General features: G+C 56.5%; 26 protein-coding genes and 1 tRNA gene. 11 read left to right on the top strand and 16 right to left on the bottom strand.

Annotated elements, in window-relative coordinates:
- Window positions 1-6: 6 nt before the first annotated feature.
- A complete protein-coding gene (locus ACTQ33_RS03095; RefSeq protein ID WP_441462088.1) occupies window positions 7-642 on the bottom strand; it encodes an ECF transporter S component in 636 nt (211 codons plus the stop codon).
- Between the two features lie 200 nt (window positions 643-842).
- Here ACTQ33_RS03095 and coaBC point away from each other — a divergent pair, with 200 nt between their 5' ends.
- Both coaBC and ACTQ33_RS03085 read left to right on the top strand, forming a co-directional pair.
- Entirely contained in the window at window positions 843-2039 is a 1197-nt protein-coding gene (gene coaBC / locus ACTQ33_RS03090) for a bifunctional phosphopantothenoylcysteine decarboxylase/phosphopantothenate--cysteine ligase CoaBC (RefSeq protein ID WP_441462086.1), read from the top strand.
- 83 nt (window positions 2040-2122) lie between these two features.
- On the top strand, window positions 2123-3253 hold the full coding sequence (locus tag ACTQ33_RS03085) for a CHAP domain-containing protein (RefSeq protein ID WP_441462084.1): 1131 nt from the start codon (window positions 2123-2125) through the stop codon (window positions 3251-3253).
- A 173-nt stretch (window positions 3254-3426) separates the two neighbouring features.
- On the opposite strand, the gene ACTQ33_RS03080 is transcribed toward ACTQ33_RS03085, so the two are convergent.
- The gene (locus tag ACTQ33_RS03080) at window positions 3427-4149 is read right to left on the bottom strand and encodes a hypothetical protein (protein ID WP_441462082.1); all 723 of its coding nucleotides are present in this window, start codon (window positions 4147-4149) and stop codon (window positions 3427-3429) included.
- A 182-nt stretch (window positions 4150-4331) separates the two neighbouring features.
- Here ACTQ33_RS03080 and ACTQ33_RS03075 point away from each other — a divergent pair, with 182 nt between their 5' ends.
- Complete coding sequence (locus ACTQ33_RS03075; RefSeq protein ID WP_441462080.1) at window positions 4332-5828, top strand: N-acetylmuramoyl-L-alanine amidase; 1497 nt, start codon at window positions 4332-4334, stop codon at window positions 5826-5828.
- Between the two features lie 67 nt (window positions 5829-5895).
- Here the strand turns inward: ACTQ33_RS03075 and typA are convergent, their stop codons facing one another.
- Window positions 5896-7713, bottom strand: a complete 1818-nt coding sequence (typA, locus tag ACTQ33_RS03070) for a translational GTPase TypA (protein WP_441462078.1) — start codon at window positions 7711-7713, stop codon at window positions 5896-5898.
- A 221-nt stretch (window positions 7714-7934) separates the two neighbouring features.
- Between typA and ACTQ33_RS03065 the strand changes: the two genes are divergently transcribed.
- The 3 genes from ACTQ33_RS03065 to ACTQ33_RS03055 all read left to right on the top strand — a co-directional run bounded on the left by ACTQ33_RS03065 (window position 7935) and on the right by ACTQ33_RS03055 (window position 11455).
- Window positions 7935-8624, top strand: a complete 690-nt coding sequence (locus ACTQ33_RS03065; RefSeq protein WP_441462076.1) for a response regulator transcription factor — start codon at window positions 7935-7937, stop codon at window positions 8622-8624.
- Window positions 8621-10051, top strand: a complete 1431-nt coding sequence (locus ACTQ33_RS03060) for a sensor histidine kinase (RefSeq protein WP_441462074.1) — start codon at window positions 8621-8623, stop codon at window positions 10049-10051. Before ACTQ33_RS03065 ends, ACTQ33_RS03060 begins: the two co-directional genes overlap by 4 nt.
- A 93-nt stretch (window positions 10052-10144) precedes the next feature.
- Window positions 10145-11455, top strand: coding sequence for a S1C family serine protease (locus tag ACTQ33_RS03055; protein ID WP_441462072.1), 1311 nt, complete (start codon window positions 10145-10147; stop codon window positions 11453-11455).
- A 66-nt stretch (window positions 11456-11521) separates the two neighbouring features.
- Here ACTQ33_RS03055 and ACTQ33_RS03050 read toward each other — a convergent pair whose 3' ends face one another.
- Window positions 11522-12631, bottom strand: coding sequence for a sensor histidine kinase (locus ACTQ33_RS03050; RefSeq protein WP_441462070.1), 1110 nt, complete (start codon window positions 12629-12631; stop codon window positions 11522-11524).
- Window positions 12632-13159: 528 nt separating this feature from the next.
- On the opposite strand from ACTQ33_RS03050, the gene ACTQ33_RS03045 reads away from it, so the two are divergent.
- Entirely contained in the window at window positions 13160-14536 is a 1377-nt protein-coding gene (locus tag ACTQ33_RS03045) for a TrpB-like pyridoxal phosphate-dependent enzyme (protein ID WP_441462068.1), read from the top strand.
- 72 nt (window positions 14537-14608) lie between these two features.
- On the opposite strand, the gene ACTQ33_RS03040 is transcribed toward ACTQ33_RS03045, so the two are convergent.
- From ACTQ33_RS03040 to rpsF, 4 genes are all read right to left on the bottom strand, one after another.
- A complete protein-coding gene (locus ACTQ33_RS03040) occupies window positions 14609-14872 on the bottom strand; it encodes a hypothetical protein (protein WP_441462066.1) in 264 nt (87 codons plus the stop codon).
- 172 nt (window positions 14873-15044) lie between these two features.
- Window positions 15045-15278 carry a 30S ribosomal protein S18 gene (gene rpsR / locus ACTQ33_RS03035; RefSeq protein WP_441462064.1) on the bottom strand — a complete coding sequence of 78 codons (234 nt, stop codon included), beginning with the start codon at window positions 15276-15278 and terminating at the stop codon, window positions 15045-15047.
- Between the two features lie 39 nt (window positions 15279-15317).
- Window positions 15318-15953, bottom strand: a complete 636-nt coding sequence (locus ACTQ33_RS03030) for a single-stranded DNA-binding protein (RefSeq protein WP_441462063.1) — start codon at window positions 15951-15953, stop codon at window positions 15318-15320.
- Window positions 15954-15981: 28 nt separating this feature from the next.
- On the bottom strand, window positions 15982-16278 hold the full coding sequence (gene rpsF / locus ACTQ33_RS03025; RefSeq protein WP_441462061.1) for a 30S ribosomal protein S6: 297 nt from the start codon (window positions 16276-16278) through the stop codon (window positions 15982-15984).
- Window positions 16279-16542: 264 nt separating this feature from the next.
- On the opposite strand from rpsF, the gene ACTQ33_RS03020 reads away from it, so the two are divergent.
- Window positions 16543-16791 carry a helix-turn-helix transcriptional regulator gene (locus ACTQ33_RS03020; RefSeq protein ID WP_441462059.1) on the top strand — a complete coding sequence of 83 codons (249 nt, stop codon included), beginning with the start codon at window positions 16543-16545 and terminating at the stop codon, window positions 16789-16791.
- A gap of 4 nt (window positions 16792-16795) precedes the next feature.
- Here ACTQ33_RS03020 and ACTQ33_RS03015 read toward each other — a convergent pair whose 3' ends face one another.
- Window positions 16796-17410: an RluA family pseudouridine synthase gene (locus ACTQ33_RS03015; RefSeq protein ID WP_441462057.1), complete on the bottom strand. Its 615-nt coding sequence runs from the start codon at window positions 17408-17410 to the stop codon at window positions 16796-16798.
- Window positions 17411-17683: 273 nt separating this feature from the next.
- On the opposite strand from ACTQ33_RS03015, the gene ACTQ33_RS03010 reads away from it, so the two are divergent.
- Window positions 17684-18907 (top strand): dicarboxylate/amino acid:cation symporter, encoded by a 1224-nt coding sequence (locus ACTQ33_RS03010; RefSeq protein WP_441462055.1) that lies wholly within the window; start codon window positions 17684-17686, stop codon window positions 18905-18907.
- Window positions 18908-18971: 64 nt separating this feature from the next.
- On the opposite strand, the gene ACTQ33_RS03005 is transcribed toward ACTQ33_RS03010, so the two are convergent.
- Window positions 18972-19340, bottom strand: a complete 369-nt coding sequence (locus ACTQ33_RS03005) for a hypothetical protein (protein ID WP_441462053.1) — start codon at window positions 19338-19340, stop codon at window positions 18972-18974.
- A 267-nt stretch (window positions 19341-19607) separates the two neighbouring features.
- Here ACTQ33_RS03005 and ACTQ33_RS03000 point away from each other — a divergent pair, with 267 nt between their 5' ends.
- Both ACTQ33_RS03000 and ACTQ33_RS02995 read left to right on the top strand, forming a co-directional pair.
- A complete protein-coding gene (locus ACTQ33_RS03000) occupies window positions 19608-20360 on the top strand; it encodes a hypothetical protein (protein ID WP_441462051.1) in 753 nt (250 codons plus the stop codon).
- Between the two features lie 423 nt (window positions 20361-20783).
- A tRNA-Ala gene (locus tag ACTQ33_RS02995) sits at window positions 20784-20859 on the top strand.
- 31 nt (window positions 20860-20890) lie between these two features.
- On the opposite strand, the gene ACTQ33_RS02990 is transcribed toward ACTQ33_RS02995, so the two are convergent.
- The 6 genes from ACTQ33_RS02990 to ACTQ33_RS02965 form a co-directional block, all read right to left on the bottom strand.
- Window positions 20891-22513, bottom strand: coding sequence for a recombinase family protein (locus tag ACTQ33_RS02990; RefSeq protein WP_441462049.1), 1623 nt, complete (start codon window positions 22511-22513; stop codon window positions 20891-20893).
- Between the two features lie 95 nt (window positions 22514-22608).
- Entirely contained in the window at window positions 22609-22797 is a 189-nt protein-coding gene (locus ACTQ33_RS02985; RefSeq protein WP_441462047.1) for a hypothetical protein, read from the bottom strand.
- 420 nt (window positions 22798-23217) lie between these two features.
- Window positions 23218-23715, bottom strand: a complete 498-nt coding sequence (locus ACTQ33_RS02980; protein WP_441462045.1) for an RNA polymerase sigma factor — start codon at window positions 23713-23715, stop codon at window positions 23218-23220.
- Between the two features lie 506 nt (window positions 23716-24221).
- The gene (locus tag ACTQ33_RS02975) at window positions 24222-24665 is read right to left on the bottom strand and encodes a hypothetical protein (protein ID WP_441462043.1); all 444 of its coding nucleotides are present in this window, start codon (window positions 24663-24665) and stop codon (window positions 24222-24224) included.
- A 100-nt stretch (window positions 24666-24765) separates the two neighbouring features.
- On the bottom strand, window positions 24766-25161 hold the full coding sequence (locus ACTQ33_RS02970) for a hypothetical protein (RefSeq protein WP_441462041.1): 396 nt from the start codon (window positions 25159-25161) through the stop codon (window positions 24766-24768).
- Entirely contained in the window at window positions 25158-25553 is a 396-nt protein-coding gene (locus ACTQ33_RS02965) for a PadR family transcriptional regulator (protein ID WP_441462040.1), read from the bottom strand. Before ACTQ33_RS02965 ends, ACTQ33_RS02970 begins: the two co-directional genes overlap by 4 nt.
- Window positions 25554-25915: the final 362 nt, after the last annotated feature.

Genomic DNA, 25915 nt, shown 5'->3' with positions numbered 1-25915 from the left:
TCTATATTACGCCGTCTGAAGCTGGGTGCGGGTCACCCGCAGGAGCGCCTTGCCGATGGCGGCCACCAGCACGGCAGCGGCCAGGGCCTCAGGGATGCCATTAAAGGCCACAGTGGTCATGACCAGGCCGAAGACGGCCTCCCGGGCCACGTCCTTGGCGGCGGCGTACTGCTGGGCAAAGAGCACGTAGATACTGCCCATGACCAGCACAGTGTTGACCATGGAGCCCACGAAGCCCACCAGGGGCAGGGACGCCCAGCCGTTGACATTCCGCTGGCGGAGGAACTTCCACAGCCAGCCGGCCACAACGCCGATGAGAATGCGGCAGCCCACGGCTACCCAGACGGCCTTCAGCGCGCCCGGCACGCCGGTGGTGCTGAGGAACGGGGAAAACGCAAAGGACGTCAGGGCCGGGGTCATGGTGTTGCTGATGACCGAACAGATGCCGAAGACGCCGCCCAGAATACCGCCGGCCAGGGGCCCCAGCAAAATGGCGCCCAGAATGACCGGGATGTGGACAGTGGTGGCCTTGGTAATGACCAATGGGATCATGCCCAAGGGCGTGTTGGCCAGTACGACGATGATGGCGGCAAACATAGCCACCGCCGCCATCCAGCGGGTGTCTTTCTTGCGGGTTTTCATATGCAATTACCTCCTGCTGTCGCTCCCCGCCCTGCGGAGATGCAACGCAAAATTTGGCGCAGGCTTTGCCTGTCGCCGACGGTATATTATATCCCCGCTGTCCAATTTTTGCAATAGGCCGCAGCCACTTTACTTTGTGTTTATTCTGTGACATAATAAGGTTCGTCAAACCGATACCATTCAAATTGGGGGAATTTCCGATGTTACAGGGAAAAACCGTCCTTCTGGGCATCACCGGCGGCATTGCCGCCTATAAGGCCGCGGCCCTCTGCTCGGCCCTGGTCAAGCAGCACGCGGCGGTGGAAGTCATTATGACGGAACACGCCACGGAGTTTATCGCCCCGCTGACCTTTGAACAGCTGACGGGCCGCCGCACCATCGTCAACACCTTCGACCGGAATTTCACCCATCAGGTGGAGCATATCTCCCTTGCCCACCGGACCGATCTGGTCCTGATCGCCCCGGCCACGGCCAACGTCTGTGCCAAGGTGGCCCACGGGCTGGCCGACGACATGCTCACCACCACGGTACTGGCCTGCAAGTGCCCGAAATTGATCGCTCCGGCCATGAATACCAATATGTATGAAAACCCCGTGACCCAGGACAATCTCGCCACGCTCCGCCGCTACGGCTGGGAAGTCATTGAACCGGCGGCGGGCCGTCTTGCCTGCGGCGACGTGGGTAAAGGCAAGATGCCGGAGCCGGAGGACCTGTTGCAGCATGTTCTGCGCCATCTGGCCCTGCCCCACGACCTGACCGGCAAGCGGATTCTCGTCACCGCCGGACCCACCCAGGAATCCCTGGACCCGGTCCGATATATCACCAACCATTCCACCGGCAAGATGGGCTACGCCATCGCCCGCATGGCCATGCTGCGGGGCGCGGATGTAACGCTGATCTCCGGTCCCACCTCCATCGCTCCGCCGCCCTTTGTCACTGTGGTGCCGGTGGTGTCGGCCCAGGACATGTTTGAGGCCGTGGCCGCCCACAGTCCTACCTGCGATTGGGTCATCAAGGCCGCCGCCGTGGCCGACTACACCCCCGCCGACTACAGCGACGATAAGGTGAAGAAGAAGGACGGCGACCTGTCCATTCCCCTGCGCCGCACCCAGGACATTCTGCAATACCTGGGCGATCACAAGCGGCCCGGACAGTTTCTCTGCGGCTTTTCCATGGAGACCCGGGATATGCTGGAAAACAGCCGGGCCAAACTGGAAAAGAAGCATGTGGATATGATCTGCGCCAACAATCTCAAGGTGGCCGGGGCGGGCTTCGGTGTGGATACCAACATCCTCACCCTGATCACCGCCGACGGCGTCGAAGCGCTTCCCCTGCTGTCCAAGGAGGACGCCGCCTGCCGCATCCTCGATGCCATCCAAAATCGTTCTGCCAATTAGTTACAAATCAGCAACAAATGTCTTGACAAGTTGGTTACAAAATGTTACTATTGGGATAGCTTTTTTGTGAAAGGATGACCAGCTTGTTCCATCGTCCCCGCTATCAGAGACTTGTGGCCGCCATCGGCGGTGTCCTGCTGACCGCCGCCCTGGCCCTGCCGGCCGCCGCTGCCGAGGTCACGCTGGACTGTACATATGTTCCCATCACCGGCAATGAATTTGTGGCCGACACCATGAACGGTGTGCCTGCTTACTATAACCTCACCGGCCCCACCTACTACTGTGCCGAGCTGATTCCCCGGTACTTTGCCGAGGTTTACGGCCTGGAGCTCCATTGCAGCGAGGGTTCCCTCACGGTCCTCAACAACGATGACTATTATTTTGTCAAGACCGACAACCCCCAGCCCGGCGACGTCCTCTACGGCAGCCCCGCCGCCCGCGGCAAGGGCTACAGCCACTGGGCCATCGTCAAGGAGAACAACGGCGACAGTCTGACGCTCTTCGAGCAGAACTGGAGCTGGAACGGTCAGGCCGGTATCAACCGGGTCCTGGAGTTCCCCACCACCGCCTATGAGTGCTACACCCTGGTGTCCCGCTCCGGCCAGGAGATTCAGCCCGTGGAGGGCTCCGTGGCCGCTGTCAGCGCCTGGGCCGAGCCCTACATCCAGCAGGCCGCCGAGGCCGGTATCGCCGACCTCAAGACCGATTTTGGCTCCACCGTTGACCGGGAGACTTTCTGCCAGATGGCTGTCAACATCCTGTCCACCTACGGTCTGACCGCCGAAGGCGATACGGCCTGTGAGCAGGCCGCTGCACTGGGTCTGGTGTCCAACACCGACGGCACCGGCGCCATCAGCCGTCAGGAAGCCGCCGTCATCGCCTCCCGCGTTCTGGAAGCCGCCGGCGCCGATCTGACCGGCAGCACCACCGCACTGTCTGTCTATGCCGATGTGGAAGACATTGCCGATTGGGCTGTGGAGTCCGTGGCCGATCTGACGGCCTGCGGCCTGTTCAGCGGCAACAACGGCTGCTTTAATCCCACGGACCTGCTGACCAATGAGCAGGCTGTGGCCCTGATGGTTCGCGTCTATGACAACCCCACCCCCTCTGTCACCTATAACACCGTCGGCACCACCGCCTGTGCCGCCGAGAGCGTGGTAGCCATGGCTGCCGGAGACATGATGCTGTCCCGTACCCTCCGCAGCGCCAACTGATTGTCAATAAAAAAGTGCGCCCCATGGCGCACTTTTTTTCAAGCTTTTTTGTCGAATTTTGACGCTGTCAAAAATAGGCGCGACCAGCGCTGCCTGGACAGTTCCCGCATCGATTCCAGCGAAACCGGAAATTCAACTGCAAAAAAGTTAAATTTCCGTCTGGAATTTTGCCGTCAGTCCTCCAGCAGCTGCCAGCCGTTGACGCCCAGCCAAAGGGCCAGGCCCCCGGTGGTGAGCCAGCGGACCGCGCCCATATCTCCCAGGGACACCATGGAAAAGAAACACCCGGCGAGACACCAGAACACCGTTTCCCGGCGGCGGCCCTTGTCAAAGCAGAAGCCCATGCAATTCACCGTGGCACAGACAGCGCCGATGGCTGCGAACAGGTCGAAGCAGTAGTCCAGCACCGTGGGGTCCACGCTCCAGCGGCGGAAATCCACAATCAGCGTCACAATGAGGTAGGCGCAGGGGATCAGATGGACCGCCGCCACAGGCATCACGCCCCGGCGGCGCAGCAAGCCCACGGCCCCCATAGCCAGCGCCGCCGCCACACCCAGCACCGTCACCGGCGCGGTCCGCTGCCCGTTGGCCATGGCCAGGACACACCCTGCCAGCACCAGTGCGCCGCTGAGAACGGTGACAGCCATCTCCGGCGCGCCGGAGGAGAAACAGTCGGTATAGGCGCTGCGCTTGTCCAGCCGAGCCGCTGTCCAGGCGGCCAGAACCGTCACCACCAGGGCGAATACGGACAGCACCCAGACGGACGGGTTGCCGCTGCGGACCAGCCCCGCCTCATCAAAGGCCGTGGAAAGCTGCCAGCGGCGCAGGACCCATCCCACCGCACCGGCGACAATCAGCAGACAGAGGATCAAGGTTCGATTGGTTTTTGCTCTCATGGTTTTCCTCCGAGGTCAATACTTAGGTTTTCTGTGGTATTATATCATGATGGCGCCGTGGTTGCAAACAGCCTTTCCAGTTTTTTCACCGGCTGCGGCTATGGACGAAACTTTGAATTTATTGTATACTAAACTGGTTGACATATTCTCAATGACATGGTTGATCGGAAAGGAGTCTGTACATGAAACGATTTGCCGCCGTGCTGCTGCTGATTCTCACGGCTGTGGCGCTGCTGGCGGTGACGGCCTCAGCCGCCACCACGACCACCGCCCTGTCGGTGCGCACCGGCCCGGGACAATTTGAGACCGTCACAGTCAATACGGCCTCCCTGGAGGTGGACGGACAGCTCCTGCAAACCGATGTTCCGGCCTTTGTTTACCGTTCCCGCACCATGGTGCCCATCCGCTTTATCAGTGACGCCTTGGGGGCCAATGTGGACTGGAATCAGGACGCGCTGCAAGCCACCATCACCACACCGGATAAAACCATTATCCTCACCATTGGTTCCGCCACGGCCCTGGTCAACGGCCAGAGTGTGGCCCTGTATGACGGTGTCCCGGCCACCATGGCTGTCCTGAACGGCATTTCCCGAACCGTTGTGCCGGTGCGCTTCGTGTCGGAACAGCTGGGCGCGTCGGTGGCGTGGGACCAGCAGCAATATCTGGTCTCCATCACCAGCCCCCAGGAACCGGAGACGCCGCAGGAGCCGGAAGCACCGGAAGTGCCTGAGACGCCGGAAGTGCCTGATTCACCGGAAGAACCGCAACCCTCTACAGAGCCGGAGGCCCCCGCCGTGGAGCCGGATTATACCGTATCCGTCCCCCAGGCGTCCGCCAGCGGCGTTTTGTCCTGGGCCGCCAGTGACACCGCCGTGTCCCCCAGGGTATTCACCCTGGACGGCAGAGTGGTCTTTGACTATCCCGGCGGAAAGCTGGACAAGGCCGGCGGCACGGTGGCCGTCAACGGTCCCGTGGTCAAAACCATTCGCTACAATCAGTACGACCATGGCTACGACGATACCCCCTATGTGGCCCGCATCGTGCTGGACCTGCAAACCGGCATGACCAAGGAGGACCTGGAGATCAGCACCACCGGCGGTTCTGTTTCCATCCGGCAGGTGGGCGATCCCCGGCCCCTGGTGGTGGTGGATGCCGGTCACGGCGGCAAGGACCCCGGCGCCATATACAGCGGCTATAACGAAAAGGATTTTGTACTGCCCATGGCTCTGGAGGTGGGGCAGCGGCTGGAAGCCGCCGGATGCCGCGTCATCTACAGCCGCGATGACGACACCTACATTGCACTGTCGGACCGGGCTGATCTGGCCAATGAACTGGGTGCGGATATCTTCATCAGCATTCATGCCAACGCCATTCCCCAGAAACCGGACATCAACGGTCTGGAGACGTACTGCTACAAGCTGGGCGGACAGTCTGAAGTGCTGGCCAACTACGTCCACGACGCCATTTTGAAATCGGCGTCCCCTGAAGACCGGGGCGTCCGCACCGCCAATTACTATGTGCTGCGGGAGACCGATATGCCCGCCATTCTGGTGGAAACCGGCTACATGAGCAACGCCGACGAGTGTCAGATGTTGGCCGACACCACCTATCAGAAGGCCCTGTCCCGCGGCATAGCCAACGGCGCCATTGCCTATTTGCAGGCCGCCGGTCTGCTGTAACCTTTCTCCGTGAACCAAAGAAGCCATCCCGCGTTTTGGGATGGCTTCTTTTTCGTATAGGCGGGAGTTATCCCTTGCCCTTGAGGGCTTTCATACGCTCGGAGTGGTCTAGAATGCGCTTGCGGATGCGCAAGTTCTGAGGCGTGACCTCCAACAACTCGTCGTCGGCCAGATACTCCAGACACTGTTCCAGGCTCATGACTCTGGGCGGCGTCAGCCGCAGGGCGTCGTCGGAACCGGCGGCGCGGGTATTGGTCAGCTGCTTTTTCTTGCAGACGTTGACGGACATATCCTCGTTGCGGGAGCAGATGCCCACCACCATACCGGCATAGACCGGGGTTCCGGCGCCGATGAACAGCTGCCCGCGCTCCTGGGCGTTGTACAGGCCGTAGGTGACGGCTTCTCCGGTCTCAAAGGACACTAGAGAGCCGGTCTTACGGCGGTCGATCTCGCCCTTCAGGGGCGCGAACGTCTCCAGACGGGAGGCCATGATGCCCTCACCATGGGTATCGGTCAAAAATTCGCTGCGGTAGCCGAAGAGACCGCGGGAGGGAACCAGGAACTCCAGGCGCATGCGGTCGCCCACGGGGTTCATGGCCATGAGCTCGCCCTTGCGCTGATTGATCTTGTCGATGACGGAGCCCACGGCAAACTCGGGCACGTCGGCCACCAGGCGCTCCACCGGCTCGCACAGCTTGCCATCGATCTCCTGGGTCAGGACGCGAGGGGTGGACACCTGGAACTCGTAGCCCTCACGGCGCATGGTCTCAATGAGGATGGACAGGTGCATCTCGCCGCGGCCCGCCACGTTGAAGGCGTCGGCGCTCTGCTCGGTGACCCGCAGGGACACATCCTTCAAAAGTTCCTTCTCCAGACGGTCGCGCAGATTTCTCGAGGTTACAAACTTGCCCTCGCGGCCGGCAAAGGGAGAATCGTTAACGGAAAAGGTCATCTCAATGGTGGGCTCACTGATCTTGACAAAGGGCAGCGGCTCCACCGCATCCGGGGCGCAGATGGTGCGGCCGATGGTGATATCGGAAATACCAGAGAACGCCACAATCTCACCGGCGGAAGCCTCCTGGATGGGGCTGCGGCCCAGACCCGTATACTCGTACAGGGCCACCACCTTGGCCTTTTCCTTGATTTCCGGATCGTGGTAGTCGCAGACCATGACCTCCTGGTTCTGACGGATGACGCCCCGCTCCACGCGGCCAATGGCGATACGGCCCACAAACTCATTATAATCGATGGAGCTGACCAGCACCTGCAAGGGGCCGTTCTCGTCGCCCTTGGGGGGATCGATATACTCGATGATGGTGTCGAACAGGGGCTTCAAATCCGTGCCGGGCACATGGGGGGCATAGCTGCTGATACCCTGACGGGCGGAGCAGAAAATGGTGGGAGAATCAAACTGCTCCTGGGTGGCGTCCAGGTCCAGCAGCAGTTCCAGAACCTCATCGCAGACCTCGTCGATGCGCTGGTCGGGGCGGTCGATCTTGTTGACCACAACAATGACCTTGTGGCCCAGCTCCAGTGCCTTTTGCAGCACGAAGCGGGTCTGGGGCATGGGTCCTTCGGCGGCATCCACCAGCAGTAGAACGCCATCCACCATCTTGAGAATGCGCTCCACCTCGCCGGAGAAATCGGCGTGGCCCGGAGTGTCGACAATATTGATTTTCACGCCGTTGTAGTGGACGGCGGTATTCTTGGCCAGGATCGTGATGCCGCGCTCCCGCTCCAGATCGCCGGAGTCCATGACCCGGTCCACGACGGCCTGGTTCTCGCGGTAGACACCGCCCTGCTTGAGCATCTGATCCACCAGCGTCGTCTTGCCGTGGTCGACGTGGGCGATGATTGCTATGTTACGAATGTTTTCCTGCGCCATATAAAACGGTCGCTCCCTTCGGTTGTTTCATTTTTTCAATAATCTCTCAATTTTATAATATAACACGGTTTTTCGGGAGTGACAAGGATTTTTTTCGCAGAATCTCTGGAAAAATCGCAGGAATTCCGCCTATCTTCGGTCCATCTTTTACAAATTGTTCACCCGCCGGAGCGGACCGGAGGGTATAATGAAAAAAACGAATTTACAAGGAGGGGGTTTCCATGGCAAAAACCGTACTGGTGGTAGAGGATGACTCCAACATCGCCGAACTTCTGCGTCTTTATCTGGAAAAAGAGGGGTATCGCGTTCTGACGGCTGCCGACGGTCTCAAGGGCGTGGAGTTGTTCCGCACCGGCGAGCCGGACCTGGTGCTGCTGGATATTATGCTGCCGGGCCTGGACGGCTGGGGTGTCTGCCGCACCATCCGCCAGTCCTCCCAGGTGCCCATTATCATGCTGACGGCCAAGGGCGAAACCGTGGACAAAGTCTCGGGTCTGAAAATGGGCGCCGACGACTATATTACCAAGCCCTTTGAAATGAAAGAGGTCCTGGCCCGCATCGAAGCGGTGCTGCGCCGGGGCGCCCTGCCGGAGGAGTCCCCCCGCAAGCGGCTGGTCTATGACAAGCTGATCATCGATCTGGATTCCTTTGAGCTGGTGGTGGACGGCAAAAAGGTGGACACGCCGCCCAAGGAGATGGAGCTGCTGTACCATCTGGCCGCCAGCCCCAACCGGGTGTACACCCGCAACCAGTTGCTGGACGAGGTGTGGGGCTTCGACTACTTCGGCGACAGCCGCACTGTGGACGTCCACATCAAGCGGCTGCGGGAGAAGCTGGAAGGCGTATCCGATCAGTGGAGCCTCAAGACCGTCTGGGGCGTGGGCTATAAATTTGAGGTCAACACGCCGTGAAGACAACCTTTGCCCGGCTCTTTGGCCTGATTGCCGGTCTGGTACTGCTGTGCGTCCTCTTTCTGGGGGCAGGCTTCCGGGCGCTTTTGAGCAACTACTTAATCAGCGCCGCCCGGGAATCCCTGAGCAACAACGCACAGGCCGTGGCGGAGCTGGCCTCGGCCTACGATACCACCGGCCAGCTGGAGGACAACTGGGATTTCCGCATCAGTCTCAGCTTTGCCTCCCATGTAGCAGAGAATGACGCCGTCATCTGCGATGAAAACGGCCGGGTCATTCTCTGTTCCTGCGAAGATATCGCCTGTCCCCATCTGGGCACCCAACTGGACCCCGGTCTGACGGCAGCCGTCCTGCTGGGCGGCGAGACCTACGCCAAGGGCGACCTGAAGGATTTGTATGACAGCACCCGATACTATGTAGCCACGCCGGTGGTGTCCCGCGCCACCGGCGAGAGCATCGGCTTTGTGGTGGTATCCACCCCCGCCGAAGAAGCGGCTCAGCTCATGGGCCCCATGTTCCAGATTTTCCTCATCACCGCCGGTGTGGTGCTGTTGGTGGCTCTGGCCGCCTCCTCGATTCTGGCCAGATATGAGGCCCAGCAGCTGAAGGATTTGGCCGAGACGGCCCATCGCTTCGGCCACGGCGACCTGCGGGCCCGGGCCAAGGTGGACGAGGGCGGCACCGTGGAAATGCACGAGCTGGCCGCCGAGTTCAACAATATGGCCGCCTCCCTGGAGCAATCGGAGATCCGCCGCCGGGAGTTTGTGGCCAATGTCAGCCACGAGCTGAAAACACCCATGACCACCATTGCCGGCTTTATGGATGGTATGCTGGACGGCACCATTCCGCCGGAGCGCCACCGCCAGTACATGCAGACCGTTTCCGACGAAGTGCGGCGGCTGTCGCGGCTGGTGCGGTCCATGCTGGATATCTCCCGGCTTCAGTCCCAGGGCATTCCCGAGCAGCGCAAGCGCCGCTTTGACATCGTGGAATCCGTGGGTCAGGTGCTCATCTCCTTCGAGCAGAAGATCAACGACAAGCACATCGAAGTGGAGGCGGACCTGCCCGATGAAGGTCTGATGGTCTGGGCCGACAGCGACGCCATCACCCAGGTCATCTATAACCTCACCGACAACGCCGTGAAATTCTGTCCCCAGGAGGGGCAGCTGTGGGTTCGCGTCGCCGCCGAGGGCCAGCGGGCCCGGGTCACCGTGGGCAACACCGGCCCCACCATCCCGCCGGAGGAGCTGCCCCTGGTCTTTGACCGGTTCCACAAGATGGACAAGAGCCGCTCCGTGGACCGGGACGGCTACGGTCTGGGGCTCTATATCGTCAAGACCATCATTGAGGGCCACGGTGAGGACATCTACGCCACCAGCAAGGACGGGCGAACGGAATTTTCCTTTACATTGCCCATTCGAAAGTAATTCAGCGGGCAAATTAACAGAATCTTAAACACTTTCCCCGCCGGGATGGATATACTATACTCACAACTTTTTACTGTGAAAGGAGGGCCGCTCATGTCCATGTTGTACCCTTATGGAAACCAATCGGACCCCACACCCGAAGACCCGTATCCCTATGAAGACTATTATGGTCACGGCAGCGGCCGTCCTCCCCGCCGCTGCCGCCGCAACCGGGGCGGGTGGTGGCTGCTGTTGCTGCTGGTGGTGGTCATCGGCGGCGTGGTAGCTGTCCTCAGCCGCTTTTCCGTCAATTTGCGCCAAACCAGCAGTGGTGTGACTCTGTCCATTCAGAGTCCTGCCAGCGGCAGCGACGCGGAAAGTCAATCCGCAGAAACAGCCGGAGACGATGTGGCAGTTTTGCAGCCCAGCGGAAACCCCACCGGCAGCGGCGCACAACTGATGGTGACAGAAACACCGGGTCCCCTGCCGGAGACCGCCTCCGACGGCGGCCAGGGGCTGAGCCTGCAAGCCATCTACCGCAAGTGCATTCCCAGCGTTGTCTCCATCATTTCCACCCAGCGCAGCGGCTCCGCCAGCGGCACCGGCATCATCATGTCCGAGGATGGTTACATCATCACCAACGACCACGTCATTGACGGCGCCGTTGCCATTGAGGTTCTGACTTCCATGGACCAGACTTACGCCGCCAGTCTGGTGGGCAGCGACGCCACCTCCGATTTGGCCGTTTTGAAAATCGACACCACGGGCCTGACCCCGGCGGAGTTCGGCGACTCCAATAGTATGGAGGTGGGCGACATGGTGGTGGCCATCGGTGATCCCCTGGGCACGGAGCTGCGGGGTACCATGACCGACGGCATCATCTCCGCCATCAACCGGGATCTGACCGTCAACGGCCGCACCATGACGCTGCTGCAAACCAATGCCGCCCTGAACAACGGCAACTCCGGCGGCCCCCTGATCAACGCCTATGGACAGGTCATCGGCATCAACACCATGAAAATGAGTTCTTACTACACTTCCGCCTCCGTGGAGGGTCTGGGATTTGCCATTCCCATCGCCACGGCCAAGCCCATCATTGATGAACTGATCGAGCAGGGCTATATCTCCGGCCGTCCCGCCATCGGCATCAACACCCGCGACCTGCCCGCCGCTGTCCGCGTCTACTACGGCATCCCCGAGGGTGTATATGTGGACACCGTGGACCCCAGCAGCGACGCCTATGCCCAGGGATTGCGCCAAGGCGATACCATCACCGCCATCGAGGGCATTGCCGTTTCCACGGGCGAAGACCTGGAAATGGTGAAAAATCAATATAAAGCCGGTCAGACGGTGGAATTGACCGTCTACCGAAACGGCAAATATTATGCGGTGTCCATTCAGCTCATGGACGCCTCCGGCCTCTGAATTTCATTTCACGTAAAAAACGTGCGTGCTGTGTCGCAACAGCACGCACGTTTTTTTATGGGACACTTACATACCCCGGCTGTCGAAGATGCTGCGGGGCAGGGCGTCGGACAGTTCCAGCACATGGACATCGTAGCCGCCGTGGTCCTCCATCTGCTGTATGGGACTGCGGACCTGGTCGCCGTCGCTGGGCTGCAACCGCCGGGAGATGGACATGGTGACCGTGGTCCCCTGGCCCTGCTCGGAATTGACCACCACCGTGCCGCCGTGGAGATTGGCAATCATCCGCACCAGGGGAAGACCCAAGCCCACGCCCCAGCGGTCGTCGCCAAAACCCGGCTCCCGGTCCTCATAGTGGTCGAACATGCGGGACAACTGGGCCGGGCTCATGCCCTCGCCGTTGTCTCGAACCGTAATATGGGCCGCGTGGCCGTAGTCCACCAGGGACAGGGTGATGGTCCCTCCGGCAGGCGTAAACCGCATGGCGTTGGACAGGAGGTTGTGGACCGCTCGCTGGAGCTTCTTCCCGTCCACCGCCGCCATAACCGGGCCGTCCGGCAGCTGCAATTCCAGCGTCAGTCCCGCCGACCGCACCAGCGGCGACGCCGACCGGTGGAGCGATTGCAGCAGTTCCGCCACATCCTGCCGGACAAAACAGCCCCGCCCCTGCCCGCTGAGATACGCCCCGGCATCGGACAAGTTGCCCGACAACCGCAGCAGCCGGTACAGCCCCTGATTAAAGCGAGCGGTCTTGTCCTGGATATCCGGGTCCTCCAGCTCCTCCAACAGGGGAAACAGACCGGCGGCAGAATCAAAGAGTGCCGTCAGGTCTCGGCGCACGGCCCGTGCCACCGACGTCATAGCGTCGAACCGCAGGGCATCGGACTGGGCCCTGGGCCGTACGGCGATGGTGTCGTATGCCCCGCTCTTGCGGACCACAGCACTGTGGGCGCCGTCCAGCAGTTCCACTGTCAGTTCCAGCGTACCTGGTCCGGCGGTCCGGTACTGTTCCAACGCCAGGGGCGGCAAATAGTCCGACAGGGACACGGCTTCGGGCCGGCTGACGGTCATGGCCGCGTCGTTGCGGAAGACGATTTCCCCGCCCACCGCCAGCAGCACCGGCTGGTGCATCAGATTTAATACCTCCGCCAGTTCCTGCGGATAGGTTCCGGACATATATGACCCCTCCTTGCGCCGCTTTGCCGCGGCAACGACCATAGTATCTGCACCCGGCGGCATTTTATCGCTTCCTGGGAAATATCCGCCGGTCCTTTTTTCTCACTATAGACGAACCAGCGGAAAATTGCAAGAACATGGGTGAATTTGTCCTATTTTGGAAAAAAATAAATTTGCTATTGACATCGCTGCATTGCTGTGATAAATTACAACCAGATAAACCGTTGAGAAAGCGTAAGTACCGTAGTTTTAACTCTTCAGAGAGCCGCCGGGTGGTGTGAGGCGGTGAGGGCAACTGCTGGGAATGGGCTTTTGAGGGCAAGCCGAACCCCCTTTGGCAGTAGGCAAGCCGGAGAGACACTCCGTTACCAACAGCAGCGTATGTTAGTACGCACAGAGTGGGCGTACTGCGCCAAGCCGGGTGGCACCGCAAGAGGTTCGTCTCTTGTCCCAGCAATGAACGTTTTTCATTGGGGACAGGAGCGTTTTTTTATACCTTCTTTCCCCCACAGAAAGGAGCCAACTACCATGTCCGATATCCACGCCATCCCCTATAAGATCTATCTGGAAGAGCACGAGATGCCCAAAGCCTGGTATAACGTGCGGGCCGACATGAAGAATAAGCCCGCCCCCCTGTTGCATCCGGGCACCCATCAGCCCATGACGGCCGCCGACCTGGAACCCGTGTTCTGCAAGGAGCTGGTGCAGCAGGAGCTGGACGACGTCACCCCCTACATCGACATTCCCCAGGAGATTCAGGATTTCTATAAGATGTACCGTCCGTCTCCCCTGGTCCGGGCCTACTGCCTGGAAGAAAAGCTCCAGACGCCGGCCAAAATCTATTATAAATTCGAGGGCAACAACACCTCCGGCAGCCACAAACTGAACTCCGCCATTGCCCAAGCCTATTACGCCAAGAAGCAGGGCCTCAAGGGCGTGACCACCGAAACCGGCGCCGGTCAGTGGGGCACAGCTCTGAGCATGGCCTGCGCCTACCTGGGTCTGGACTGCCAGGTGTACATGGTCAAGTGCTCCTATGAGCAGAAGCCCTTCCGCCGGGAGGTCATGCGGACCTACGGTGCCCAGGTGACCCCCTCTCCCTCCAACACCACTGAGGTAGGCCGCAAGATTCTGGCCGAGCACCCCGGCACCAGCGGCTCCCTGGGCTGCGCCATTTCCGAGGCCGTGGAAGCCGCCGCCAATCAGGAGGGTTACCGCTATGTCCTGGGCTCCGTTCTCAATCAGGTGCTGCTCCACCAGAGCATTATCGGTCTGGAGACCAAGGCAGCGCTGGAGAAGTACAACATTACCCCCGATCTCATCATCGGCTGCGCTGGCGGCGGTTCCAACCTGGGCGGCCTGATCTCTCCCTTTGTCGGTGAGATGCTCCGGGGTGAGAAGCAGTACCGTATCATCGCTGTGGAGCCTGCCTCCTGCCCCAGTCTGACCCGCGGCAAGTACGCCTATGACTTCTGCGACACCGGCATGGTGACGCCCCTGGCCAAAATGTACACTCTGGGCAGCAACTTCATTCCCTCGGCCAGCCATGCCGGCGGTCTTCGCTACCACGGCATGAGCTCCACCGTAAGCCAGCTGTACCATGACGGCTTCCTGGAAGCTGTCTCCGTGGAACAGACCAAGGTTTTTGAAGCCGCCACCTATTTTGCCAAGGTGGAGGGTATTTTGCCCGCTCCCGAGTCCAGCCACGCCATCCGCGTCGCCATGGACGAGGCCATTAAGTGCCGCGAAACCGGCGAGGAAAAGACCATTGTCTTCGGTCTCACAGGTACCGGCTACTTTGATATGGTGGCCTATCAGCGGTTCAATGACGGCGAAATGACCGATCGCATCCCCACCGATGAGGAACTGGCCGCCAGCCTGGCCCAGCTGCCGAAAGTAGAATAACCCGCCAGCGCGGTGAAAAAAATCCCTGTCCGGTTTTTCCGGACAGGGATTTCTCATATTGATTCAATAGAATCAGGCCTTTTTGCCATCCTCGTTGTGGCTCTCGTCCAGCTCGCACAGGAAGCGGATCAGACGGGCCTCATCTTCCTTGCTGTCGGCGAACAGCTCCAGCGTATCGCCGGACTCCTCGATCAGGCGGCCGATGGCGATATACTGGGACATGGAGGACTTCAGGTTGAACACGTCGCCCTCCTGGGACTTCAGGTATACATCGTGCTCGCACTCGTTGACAACCTGGGTGAACTTCTGCACGTCTTTGACATTGGTCAGTCTCATAATTTTAAATCTCCTTTTGGATGTGATAAATAAATGCAATACGGATTTTTCCGCCTACAGTATACCACAGCTATCCGGTATCATCAACGGAAATTATGTCGTTTTACAAAAATTTTCCCCGTATGCCGGGGAGAAAAAAGGACGAACCGTTTCGCGGTTCGTCCTCGATACCTTATTCAGCCACGTAGGGCAGCAGGGCGATGTGCCGTGCGCGCTTGATGGCAGTGGTCAGCTGACGCTGGTGAGCAGCGCAGGTGCCGGTGGTACGGCGGGGCAGAATCTTGCCGCGCTCGGACAGGAAGCGGCGCAGCTTGGCCGTATCCTTGTAATCGATCTGCGTGACCTTGTCCACACAGAAGCTGCAGACCTTTCTGCGCTTACGGGGACGCATTCTATCGTTAGCCATGAGGAAACCTCCTTACTTCAAAGTCTTGTAGAAAAGGAATCAGAAGGGCAGTTCGCTGTCATCGTCCTCCATGATGGCGAAATCGCCGGGAGCCGCCGCCGGAGCCGGAGTCGGCTGCGCCGTCGGTGCGCCGTAGCCGGGCTGACCGCCATAGCTGGGTTCGCCGCCAAAGGACTGTTGACCGCCGAAGCCGGGATCGCCATAGCCGCCGCCGTAATTGGGCTGCGCGCCATAACCGGGAGCACCGCCATACTGGGGGGCGCCGTATCCCTGCTGGCCGCCTGCAAACGTCTGGCTGCCGCCGTAGTTCTGACCGCCGCCGTAGCTCTGGGCAAACCCATTGTCATTGTCCCGCTTGGAATCGCCAAAGTAGACGTTATCGGCAACAACCTCCGCACTGCGGCGCTTGTTGCCCTCCTTGTCGGTCCAGCCACGGATCTGTAGCCGACCGGATACCACCGCCATACGGCCCTTGGCAAAATACTTGGAGACAAACTCCGCCGTACCTCTCCAAGCGACAATGTCGATGAAATCCGTTTCCTTCTCACCGCCGTCGCGGCCGCCAAAATCGCGGTCCACAGCCAGGGTGAAGGAGGCTACTGCCACACCGGAGCCGGTGCGGCGCAGTTCGGGGTCACGGGTCAGACGGCCCATGAGAACAATGTGATTCAACATAATGAGCCCTCCTATCGGGGGAAGCCGATCAGGCCTCCAGAGCGGTGATCAGGGAACGCATAACGCCTTCCGTGATCTTGAACACACGGTCCAGCTCAGCGGGGAACTCGGGCTTGGCCTCGCAGGTCATCAGGACGTAGTAACCCTCGTTCAGGTCGTTGATGGGGTAGGCCAGCTTCCGCTTGCCCCACTCGTCGATGCTGCTCAGCGTGCCATGGTCCTCGACAATGCCCTTGAACTTCTCCACAAGAGCCTGAATGCCCTCTTCGCCCACAGCGGGGTCGATGATATAGAGAACCTCATACTTGCCAGTAATCTTTGCCATGTTATTGCACCTCCTTATGGTCTAATGGCCGACGCGCCGCGCCGGCAAGGATGCCTGTGTTTCACAAGCTGTACTATTATATCCGAAAAATTTTCCTTTGTCAAGGTATGTCCGTCAATTTCCCAACGCTTTTTCCTTTTACGCTTTCAGCAGAGAATTTATCGTGTGTAACACAGAAAAAATCGTTTCACACCTGCTTTCCATCGCGCCTGAAACCGACTACAATAGAGGTATCCACAATTTGGAGAAAGCGAGGCGGCGGCCATGGCCGACAACCATTTTGACAACCGGGAACGGTTTACGGAACTGGGCTTTGCCATTGCCTACTACCGTAAACGGCGGGGTCTTTCCCAGGACCAGCTGGCCGAACGGGTGGGCATCAGCCGGCAGCACATGGGGGCCGTGGAGGCGCCCAACATGAACCGGGGCATCTCCTTGGAGCTGCTGTTCAACATTGCCACGGTGCTGAACATCGAGCCCTATATGCTGCTGAAATTCAACCCGGAAAAATAGTACTCTAAGGCAGAAACTCCGCAAAGGGCAGACCGTCGGGCATCCGCTCGACGGTTTTTTCCGTGCCGTCGGGCCGTGGGAACGTCAAACTGACAGACCATAAACCCAGCGGACCCTTGCCGCCGCCGTAAGGGCCGTCGCCTGCCAGGGGCAAGCCCCGGGCGGCAAACTGGGCCCGGATCTGATGGGTCCGGCCCGTCAGCAGCCGGACCCGCACCAAGGCCCGGCCCTCCCGCTCCGCCACCACCCGATATTCCAGGGCCGCTTCCCGGACACCCCGGCGCTTTCGATCTACCACATACGTCTTGTTGCGGCGGGGATCATGATACAGCAAATCCTCCAGCCGTCCCTCCGCTGTCTCCGGCACGCCGGTCAGCAGGGCAAGATACGCCTTATGGACCCGGTTTTCCTGGATGGCTTTCCCGTAAAAGGCCGCACTCTCCGCCGTCCGCGCAAAGAGCATGACGCCGGCGGCCGGTTTGTCCAGCCGATGGACCGGATAAATTTCCCCCCCCAGCTGCTGCCGCAGCACATCCACCAGTCCCCCCTCCTGGGAGGTCATCCCCGCCGGTTTGACGCACACCACCGCGTCGTCGCTTTGCCACAAAATTTCGATCATGGCCGCTCCTCCATTGCATTTTTTCCTCATCATACCGCAAAACATAAAATTTTTCCACTGATTCTTTCCTTGTATACCTACGCAGAAAATTCCATAGGCTGCCCGTCTTCTTTTGTACACTGCGCCGCCAACCTGTTTAGACTTCGTTAACAGAGGCCGCATATCCGTTTAGATACCGTTAAGTCGATGGAATGCGGCAAAAGGCTATGGTATGATTTTACTGTGCAAGCGGCATCGGCTGCTGCTGCAAAAGAAAAGAGGAGGGTATGTTTTATGAAGAAAAAGAAACTGAACCTCAGCGCCAAAATCTTCATTGGTATGGCGCTCGGTATCGTGGCAGGCGTTGCCTTCGTGGGTCACGGCGACTTTACGACGGCGTACATCAAACCCTTCGGTACCATTTACATCAATCTGCTGAAGCTGCTGGTGGTGCCGGTGGTCTTCCTGTCCATCACCGACGGCGTAGTGGCCTTGCAGGATATCAAGCGCGTGGGCAAAATCGGCGGCCGCACATTCCTCTATTATATGTGTACCACCGCCGTGGCCGTGGTGATCGGCCTGTTCTTTGCCAACGTCTTCAAGTCCACGTTCCCCCTGCTGGAGACGGCCGGTGTGGAGTATGAAGCGGCATCCTCCAACGTCATGGACACCATTGTGGCCATCTTCCCCGATAACATCTGGTCAGCCTTCACCAATGCCAATATGCTGCAGGTCATCGTCATCGCCTTGTTCATCGGCACGGCCATTCTGTTATCCGGTGAAAAGGGCCAGCGGGTTGCCGGTCTGGTCAACGATCTCTATGAAGTCATCATGAAAGTAATGATGATGGTTATCGGCCTGACGCCCATCGGCGTGTTCTGCCTCATGTGCGACGTAGTGGCCGTCAACGGTCCCTCCATCATCCAGTCCCTGGCCATTGTCATCGGTGTAGCCTATGCCGCCTACATCGTCCATGTGGTGGTGGTCTACGGCGCTTCCGTCCGCTTCCTCAGCGGCATGCGCCTGGGCAAGTTCTTCAAGGGTATCGCCCCTGCCATGATCTGTGCCTTTACCACCACATCCTCCAACGCCACGCTGCCCCTGAATCTGGAGTGCTGCAACAAGCTGGGCGCCAACCCCGATGTCTCCTCCTTTGTGCTGCCCCTGGGCGCCACCATCAATATGGACGGCACCGCCATCTATATGGGCGTCACCTCCGTGTTTATCGCCTCCTGCTACGGCATCGACCTGACCATCGCGCAGATGGCCACCATCGTGTTGACGGCTACCCTGGCCTCCATCGGTACCGCCGGTGTCTCCGGCGCCGGTATGATTATGCTGGCCATGGTGCTGGAGAGCGTCAACGTCCCTGTAGCCGGTATCGCGCTGATTGCCGGTGTCGATAAGATTTTCGACATGGGCCGTACCACCCTGAATATCACCGGCGACGCCACCTGTGCCATTTACGTCTCCAAGTGTGACGCCAAGGCCAACGCAAAAGCCGGTGCCGCCAAATGAAAAGCCATATACTAAAAAAAGAGCCCCTCCACGGAGGGACTCTTTTTTGCTTATGGATACGGAATCAGCCGGCGTTGCCAGCCTCAGTGGTCTCGGGCTGCTGCTCCTCAGCGGCGTCATTGGAGTCTCTCTCCTCGTCGGCGGCAGCATTGTCGCCGTCGGTGGCGGTCGTCTCGTCGCCGTTGGTGGTTGCATCACCGGCGTCGGTGTCTTCAGTGGGCATAGCAGTCTCATCACCAGCCGTGGTCTCGTCGATCTCCTGATTCTCCGGAGCCATCTCCGTGGTGGCGTCAGTGTTGGTCTCGCCGGTCTCGCTGGTAGAAGGCGTGGTGGTTTCGGTGGCATCCTCGTCCTTCTTGTCGGAGCAGCCTGCCAGCAGGGCAACAGACAGGACGGACACGGCGGCCAGCATCAAGAAACGTTTGTTTTTCATTGTTATGATCTCCTTTTGAATCGTTGGCCCGGGGTCAGGGGGCCGGATATATGGAAACGCCTCGTCGCGCTTCCTGTCTCCTTGGACGAGATGGCGGTTCCCAGGTTCCCAAATTCTAAAAAAGTTCACGGTTTCTTCTTGGAACATTCACAATATCGGGAATAATTTCCGTTTTTTGCGGAAATCTAACAGTACAGCGTTTACAATCGCTGTCAGATGCGATATAATTTCAAATAAATTCGACCCGTTTCTACGGAGGTGTTTCCGATGAATTGTATTAAGTGCGGCCGGGAGATTCCTGAAGGCGAACTGTTTTGTGCCGCCTGTAGTCAGGCTCCGGAACAGCGGGAACCGGTTCGCCGTCCGGCTACCGCCGCCCAGTCCCGTCCGTCGGATGCCCGGAAGAGCAGCAGCGCCCGCGGCACGGAACGGCGTTCCTCCAAAAAAGACGTCACTGTAGCCCTGGTGCTGGTGTCCCTGCTGCTGGCCGGCGCTGTTGGATATATTGCCCTGACCCATGGCCGGCTGATGGTGGAGCGAAACCGTCTTCAGGAACGACAGCAGCTGCTGGAACAGCGGGAAAATGAATTTGCCGCCCTGGAACAGAGCAAAGAAATCCTCAATGCCCAGCTGGAGACGGCCAACAGTTCCATTGCCATTCTGGAAGAGGAAATCAGCAAGCTGGAACGGCAGCTCAATGAATCCCAGAGCAACGTATCTCAGTCCCAGTATGATCTGACCTCTCAAAAGCAGCAGTTGGACAAGCTGATGGAGGAAAAGGCCACGCTGGAGGAAACCGCCCAGTCGCTGCAGGAGCAGTTGAGCAGTCTCCAGTCGTCCTATGCCGCAGCCAGTGAGAAGGCCAATTTCATGGACAGTTACGTTGTATTTGTCAACAACGACGGGAGCGGTCTGTACCACGCCTATGATTGCAGCCAGTTCAAACGGGACAGCTTCTGGGCCTACAGCCGCAAGCTGGCCCAGAGTAACGGCTACGATCCCTGCCCCCAATGTCAATAAGGTGATAAAAATCCACAATCCAGTGTTGCAATTTTGCTGTAGATACGCTATAATAATGCGGCAGGAAACATGCCGCTTACCACATGTCTCCTGCATCGGGGCCAAGGCTTCGCCGCCGACTAGGAATCGCTGCGGCAGGCCCGGCCACGGTCTATGGGCCTGTAGTGCAGTTGGGAGCGCAAAGGGTTCGGTTTTCTGCCACATCTATAATTTCATATTGCTTTATTCTTCTGTTCCGCTTTTGGAACTGTTGATTTGGGCCTATAGCTCAGCTGGGAGCGCGCACGGGCCAGTTATATGCCCCCGCATGGGGGCCGGTAACTCATGCGGTCCCCATGCGGTTCGCATCCCTTTTGGAAAAACTTCATACCGTCATATGTTTGGTCCGGTGACTCACTTGGTAGTCAGCCGTGACAGATATATGGGCCCATAGCTCAGTTGGGAGAGCGTTCGGTTCGCATCCGAGAGGTCGAGGGTTCAAGTCCCTTTGGGTCCACCACAGACAGGCTTGCTTATGCAAGCCTGTTTTTTTATGCCGTAATATAGACCAAAGGTTGCTCATTTGCGCCTTGATCCCGGCATTCTGTTGCCATGGTTTGGAACTCCTCAAAGGAAACATTAAACTCGATTTCCAGTGTGTAATCTCGATAGACATAGACAGATTTGATGAATTGAGAAATAATCATCTTCTTTGCAGCAAAGGTACAGCCATCATAGAGATCAGCCCAGGTCTTTATCTTTTCATATTCCTTCCGCTCTACATCGGCATTGGCAATATGTGCGTCCAGTTCCTCCCTTGCTGCTTTCACAGTGGCTTCTAACTCTTGGATTTCGGTTTTGACTTTGTTCACAAGTTCATTAAGAAAATCCATGTCAAATTTGCTTTGCCCACGGATTACCTTAATACCTTCGTTCTGGTAATCAACCAGTTCTTTTTTCTTGTCTGCTAACTGCATGGTTGCCATATGATGCTTTGCTTTGGCAAGATCGATGGCCTTTTGATTCTGCTTGGCTACAATATCTTCCCCGGATGCCGTGCTGATTTTGGAAAGCTGATAGCGCACGATCCGGTCCACGATTCCATCCAGCTTTTTTACCCCATAGCCCGATTGTCCATCACATTCTCCCGGATGGCGCACATTGTAGTGGCACTGATACCTGGCACGAACATCGTGATAAATACTGCCATCCTTTCGGACCCGTTTTCTGCCGCCAGTGGTTAAGGTAAGTCGATTCCGGCAATGTCCGCAGAAAATATTACCCACCAAAAGAGACTGTCCTTTCAAGTTCAAGGGCGTTTCCGCATGGTGTGTCGTTCTGTCAGACATGATTTTCTGCGCCCGGTCAAATGTATCTTGGTCTATGATCTGTAATTCTGGAATGATCTCCGATTGTACTTCACCATTCCGAATGACCCCTGTATAAATGGGATTTTTGATGATTCGGTTTATGGATGTGTTCGGAAAGTTCTTTCCGTTTGGTTTTCGGATATTCATTTCCGTCAGATACTTGGAAAGACGCTGAGCGCCGAACCCCTCATAGACATATTTATGGAAAATCAGTTGGATGATTTTTGCGGCGTCCTCGTCTATCGCCAAATCATAAACTTCCTTATTCCGCTTATTGGTACGGCCCCGTTTGTCCAAACGATAGCCATATGCAATGGAACCGCCCGTGTAAAAGCCGCTCTCGGTAAGCTGCTCCAGCCGGGTCTTGGTGCGTACAGAGGTTTTGATACTTTCGCCGGAGGCTTGCCAGTAGCGTATGTAATTCAGCAGCTTGTCTACATGGTTATCAAACCGCTGTTCTCCCTCTGTTGCACTCCAGACTTCAATGCCGTTTCGTACAAACCATTCAACGATAAACGGCGTTTCATCATCCTTGCGACCCAGGCGGTCAAACATATAGACCAGCAGAATATCAAATTTTCCCTGCACAGCGTCACGCAGGATTTCCTGTATGGCGTCTCGCTCCTTGGCTGACTTCTTAAAGCCCGAAACGCCCTTTTCATACAGTTCTTTTTCAATCTGCCAACCGGGGTGACTGTCTACAAATGCCCGGCAAAATTCCCTCTGCATGGGGATATCATTTTTTTCAACCTGTCCTACCGTAGATACGCGATACAGACAGTAAACTCGTAATGTATTTTCCATACCATACACCTCATTTTTCACTTGGAAAAACAGTGTATGTATCCTTGTTTTCTCTATCTCTCTATTTATTTGTCAAGGTACATTTTACACTATTATTATACCATATTTTTGTCATTTTTGCAAGAAATAGAGTGTTTTTCAGCAGAAAAGTTTTGATTTATCAAGGTTTCCCGCATAGCATCCAATGCTCCGGGTACTGGTTTTTCAGCATATCGCAGAATGACAGTACAGCCGTCAATGGTGACAACTTCAGAGGGAAATTGTTTTACTTCCATAGGTTTCATGTCTCGCTCCTATCAATCATGTCTCACGGTGAGACGCAAAACGGTCGTTTCATTCGGGTTATAACGGTACGCTAACAGTGCATATAATATATCATAGACAGGCCAGCGGCGGTTGGCAGCCGCTCCATAGGCTGATAAACCTCCCCCCATTCCCGTGGGCGGGGCGTCCTACGCTGTGACGCATAGCCGACGCAAGTAGCATGATCCCGTACCTGTGTCATGGCCTGCGGTTTTGCCCGACCGCTTTGCGCTGGCGGTGTGGATCGCTCCCTTCCATCGGAGTTGTCACCTCCTTTCCCGATGGAAGATCCCGGCGCACCCAGCGTATGGCTCAACAGAGTACGGCAAGTATCTGGCTTGCCCTATTCAGTTGTCAGTAACATAGAAGGAATGAAAAACCATCCTTCACCTATCGCCGGTTTAGCCCCAGTTCTGCACCCACCTTTCTAAAAATTTTCTGAGAATTTTTTTAGCGGCCAAAATACGCTTGGATACATTCTGATGTTTGACCTTCTCTTGTGCCGCAATTTCTTTTACCGTCAGCCCCTCCACACAGTAGAGCCATAGGCGGCGGCGCTGGGATACGGTCAAGCAGGCCTCCAATCCCTCGGCCAGCAGACGGCACAGACGGGCTCTATCTTGACGATCATACTGATCCATGATCTCGGTCTCGGCAGAGAGTACGGCGAAGGACAATTCAGCCAGGCCCTCCAGGGAGAGTTTGCGGTTGTCGTGGCGATGGTCGGCTTTTTCGGCGGCGTGATAGTCCTCGTCAGACCAATGTTTCCACTTCTCAAATTCTGCTTCACTGGAAAAGTCATTGCGGGTCAAACGAATATGTACTCCGGTGGCGCTCTTGCATACGATGGCCTCCGGTTCCTTTTTGTTCAAAGCGTAATCGCTGCTGCGGTCAAACATGGTAGGTCCTCCTTTGATTTTCGTTGATTCGTGGATGGTCAACGAAAATCGGGAGGATCACGACAAGAATATCTTTTTCTACCAAAATGCAAAAATTTTTCTAAGTTTTTTGCAAAATTGTCTACATGGCAAGCGTTGGCGTAAGAATCCTGTCCATATCTCGACGGGCTATCCCAAGATTCCCCGGCGTTTGCTGGAGAACCCTCGGATAACCTGTCGAGAAAAAAATGAGGCGCAAGCAACCATCTGGTTGCCTGCGCCTTTTTGACAGGTGGTGGTACTGGATTGGGTGGCAGTTTAACCACTAGTGGAACAAAAGAGACAATTGATCATGTGTATTTTCTATGTGCTCTGTTCCCAGATATTTTGTGGCACGACTAGTAGCAACTCTAGCCGTGCCACAAAATATTTACTAAGCATGTCTCCGCAGAAAGAATATCAACACATTACTATGCATGGCTAACCTGAGTAATTGAAACCATCATCCTCTATCGACACAATCTGGTTTAAGAAATCTCACCATTCTTTGTGCAAACAAGGTCGATATTTACCGGTACGCGACTCAGCCCTGTGGTGCTTTTAAGTTCAGCCGTCAACCGCGATGTACCGCCGGAGTTTGTTATGTTTTCATTCTTATAAGTCCAGCCCGATTCAACTGAGTGGGACCCGGAGGAACTGACAACCCATGCTCTCGTGCCATCATAACCAAAGGTGGTGGTCAAGGTCACAGTAGCAATTACTTCACCGTTATTTTTAAATGTATTTTTGGCGGATGCCTTTTTGGTGGAACTGCGCGTGTCCAGTTCATTCACGGTAATAACGCGCTCTACCGTGATGCCATTGCCCAAATCCGTAATACTGGTACGGACTTCTTGGCGTGCCAGTGCAGAGGTTGTAAGCATGACGCATAAGAGCGCCAAAACGGTTACCATGGAAAGAATTTTTTTCATCGGTCTTTCTCCTTTTTAATCCTTTTGAGCGACAATAGAAGCCAGGGTCCAACATATTACATTGCCAGCCATGCGAAGCAATATGCTTTACAGATCGGGTTTACGTTGTTTCGCTCTCTTCATAAATAATGACAGTTTCCTCTTGCGTGATTGTAACGTCATGCCAGCGGTCGGAAAGGTACATACAATAAGCAGTCGAGACGATGGCGCCAACCAGTACAACCAGACTGATGGTGCAAAGTAGCCACAGCTTTTGGTTGATTTGTTTCCGGTATATCCTTGCACTTTGCTCTCCGAGGGTATCCTGATAGGAACGGGCCAGTTCCTCTGGTGTTCCTAAAAATTCAATCAGATCCTCAATGCTCGGCTCAGGAACACCGGCCAAATAATCCACGGCCAGCCGCTTAGTTTCTCGTAAAAATGCGTTCTTTTGTGCGCGGGAGCATTGCAAACAACTGCGAAGTTCTCTGGCATACATATTCCATACTTCTTTCATGTTGTCTCATCCCCCTGTAAACTGCCATCCTTGGAAAAAATCAGAGCAATCGTATCGATGAAGTTCTGGTACTCTTGCCGCAGATCCTGGAGATACGCTTCTCCTGCCGGTGTAATGGCGAAATAAATCCGAACCCGGTTGTCCTGTGACAGGATTTTTTCTGATTCTTCAATATATCCGTGATCGCGCAGACGATAGATGGCCTGATAAAGCGTATTAAACGACAGTCTTCCCTCGCTAAGTTGTTCTATCGTACTCATCATCTCGTAGGTATACATGGATTTTTGATGCAGTACAAACAGAACTAGCATCTCTGTGGTGGCCTTTTTCAAAGAGTCATTGATGCTGGCAACGGTACCGCTCTTTTTGGAAGATTCCTTTTTTTGAGCCATAATGTTGTCCTCTATGGTGTTGTTATTTTCTGATAATCAGTATAAATAAAAAATATCTTTTTGTAAATATATAGTTTATTGACAAATATATATTCATAAGTTATAATTTAGAATATCCCAGAAAAATAGAAATCGGGGTAACTTTATGACATATGCTATAGTCTATCTATGGCAATTTAGGAGATGATTCCAATGGGTTAAACATTCAGTCGTCCATTTTTCGTCTCATGACAAAATTAAAGGAGATTTAAGGCAGCACCGCACAATTGCTGAGGCAAGCGCTGTCGAATCACCCATCAGGCAGGAAACCATAGGCTTCCCGGCGCATTTCTTCGCGAGAGCGCACAACTTCAAGCCGCCAG

Origin of the sequence: Candidatus Avoscillospira sp. LCP25S3_F1, from assembly GCF_052117125.1 — a bacterium.
Taxonomy (GTDB): domain Bacteria; phylum Bacillota; class Clostridia; order Oscillospirales; family Oscillospiraceae; genus Avoscillospira_A.
This window is presented reverse-complemented; position numbering and strand designations above follow the sequence as displayed.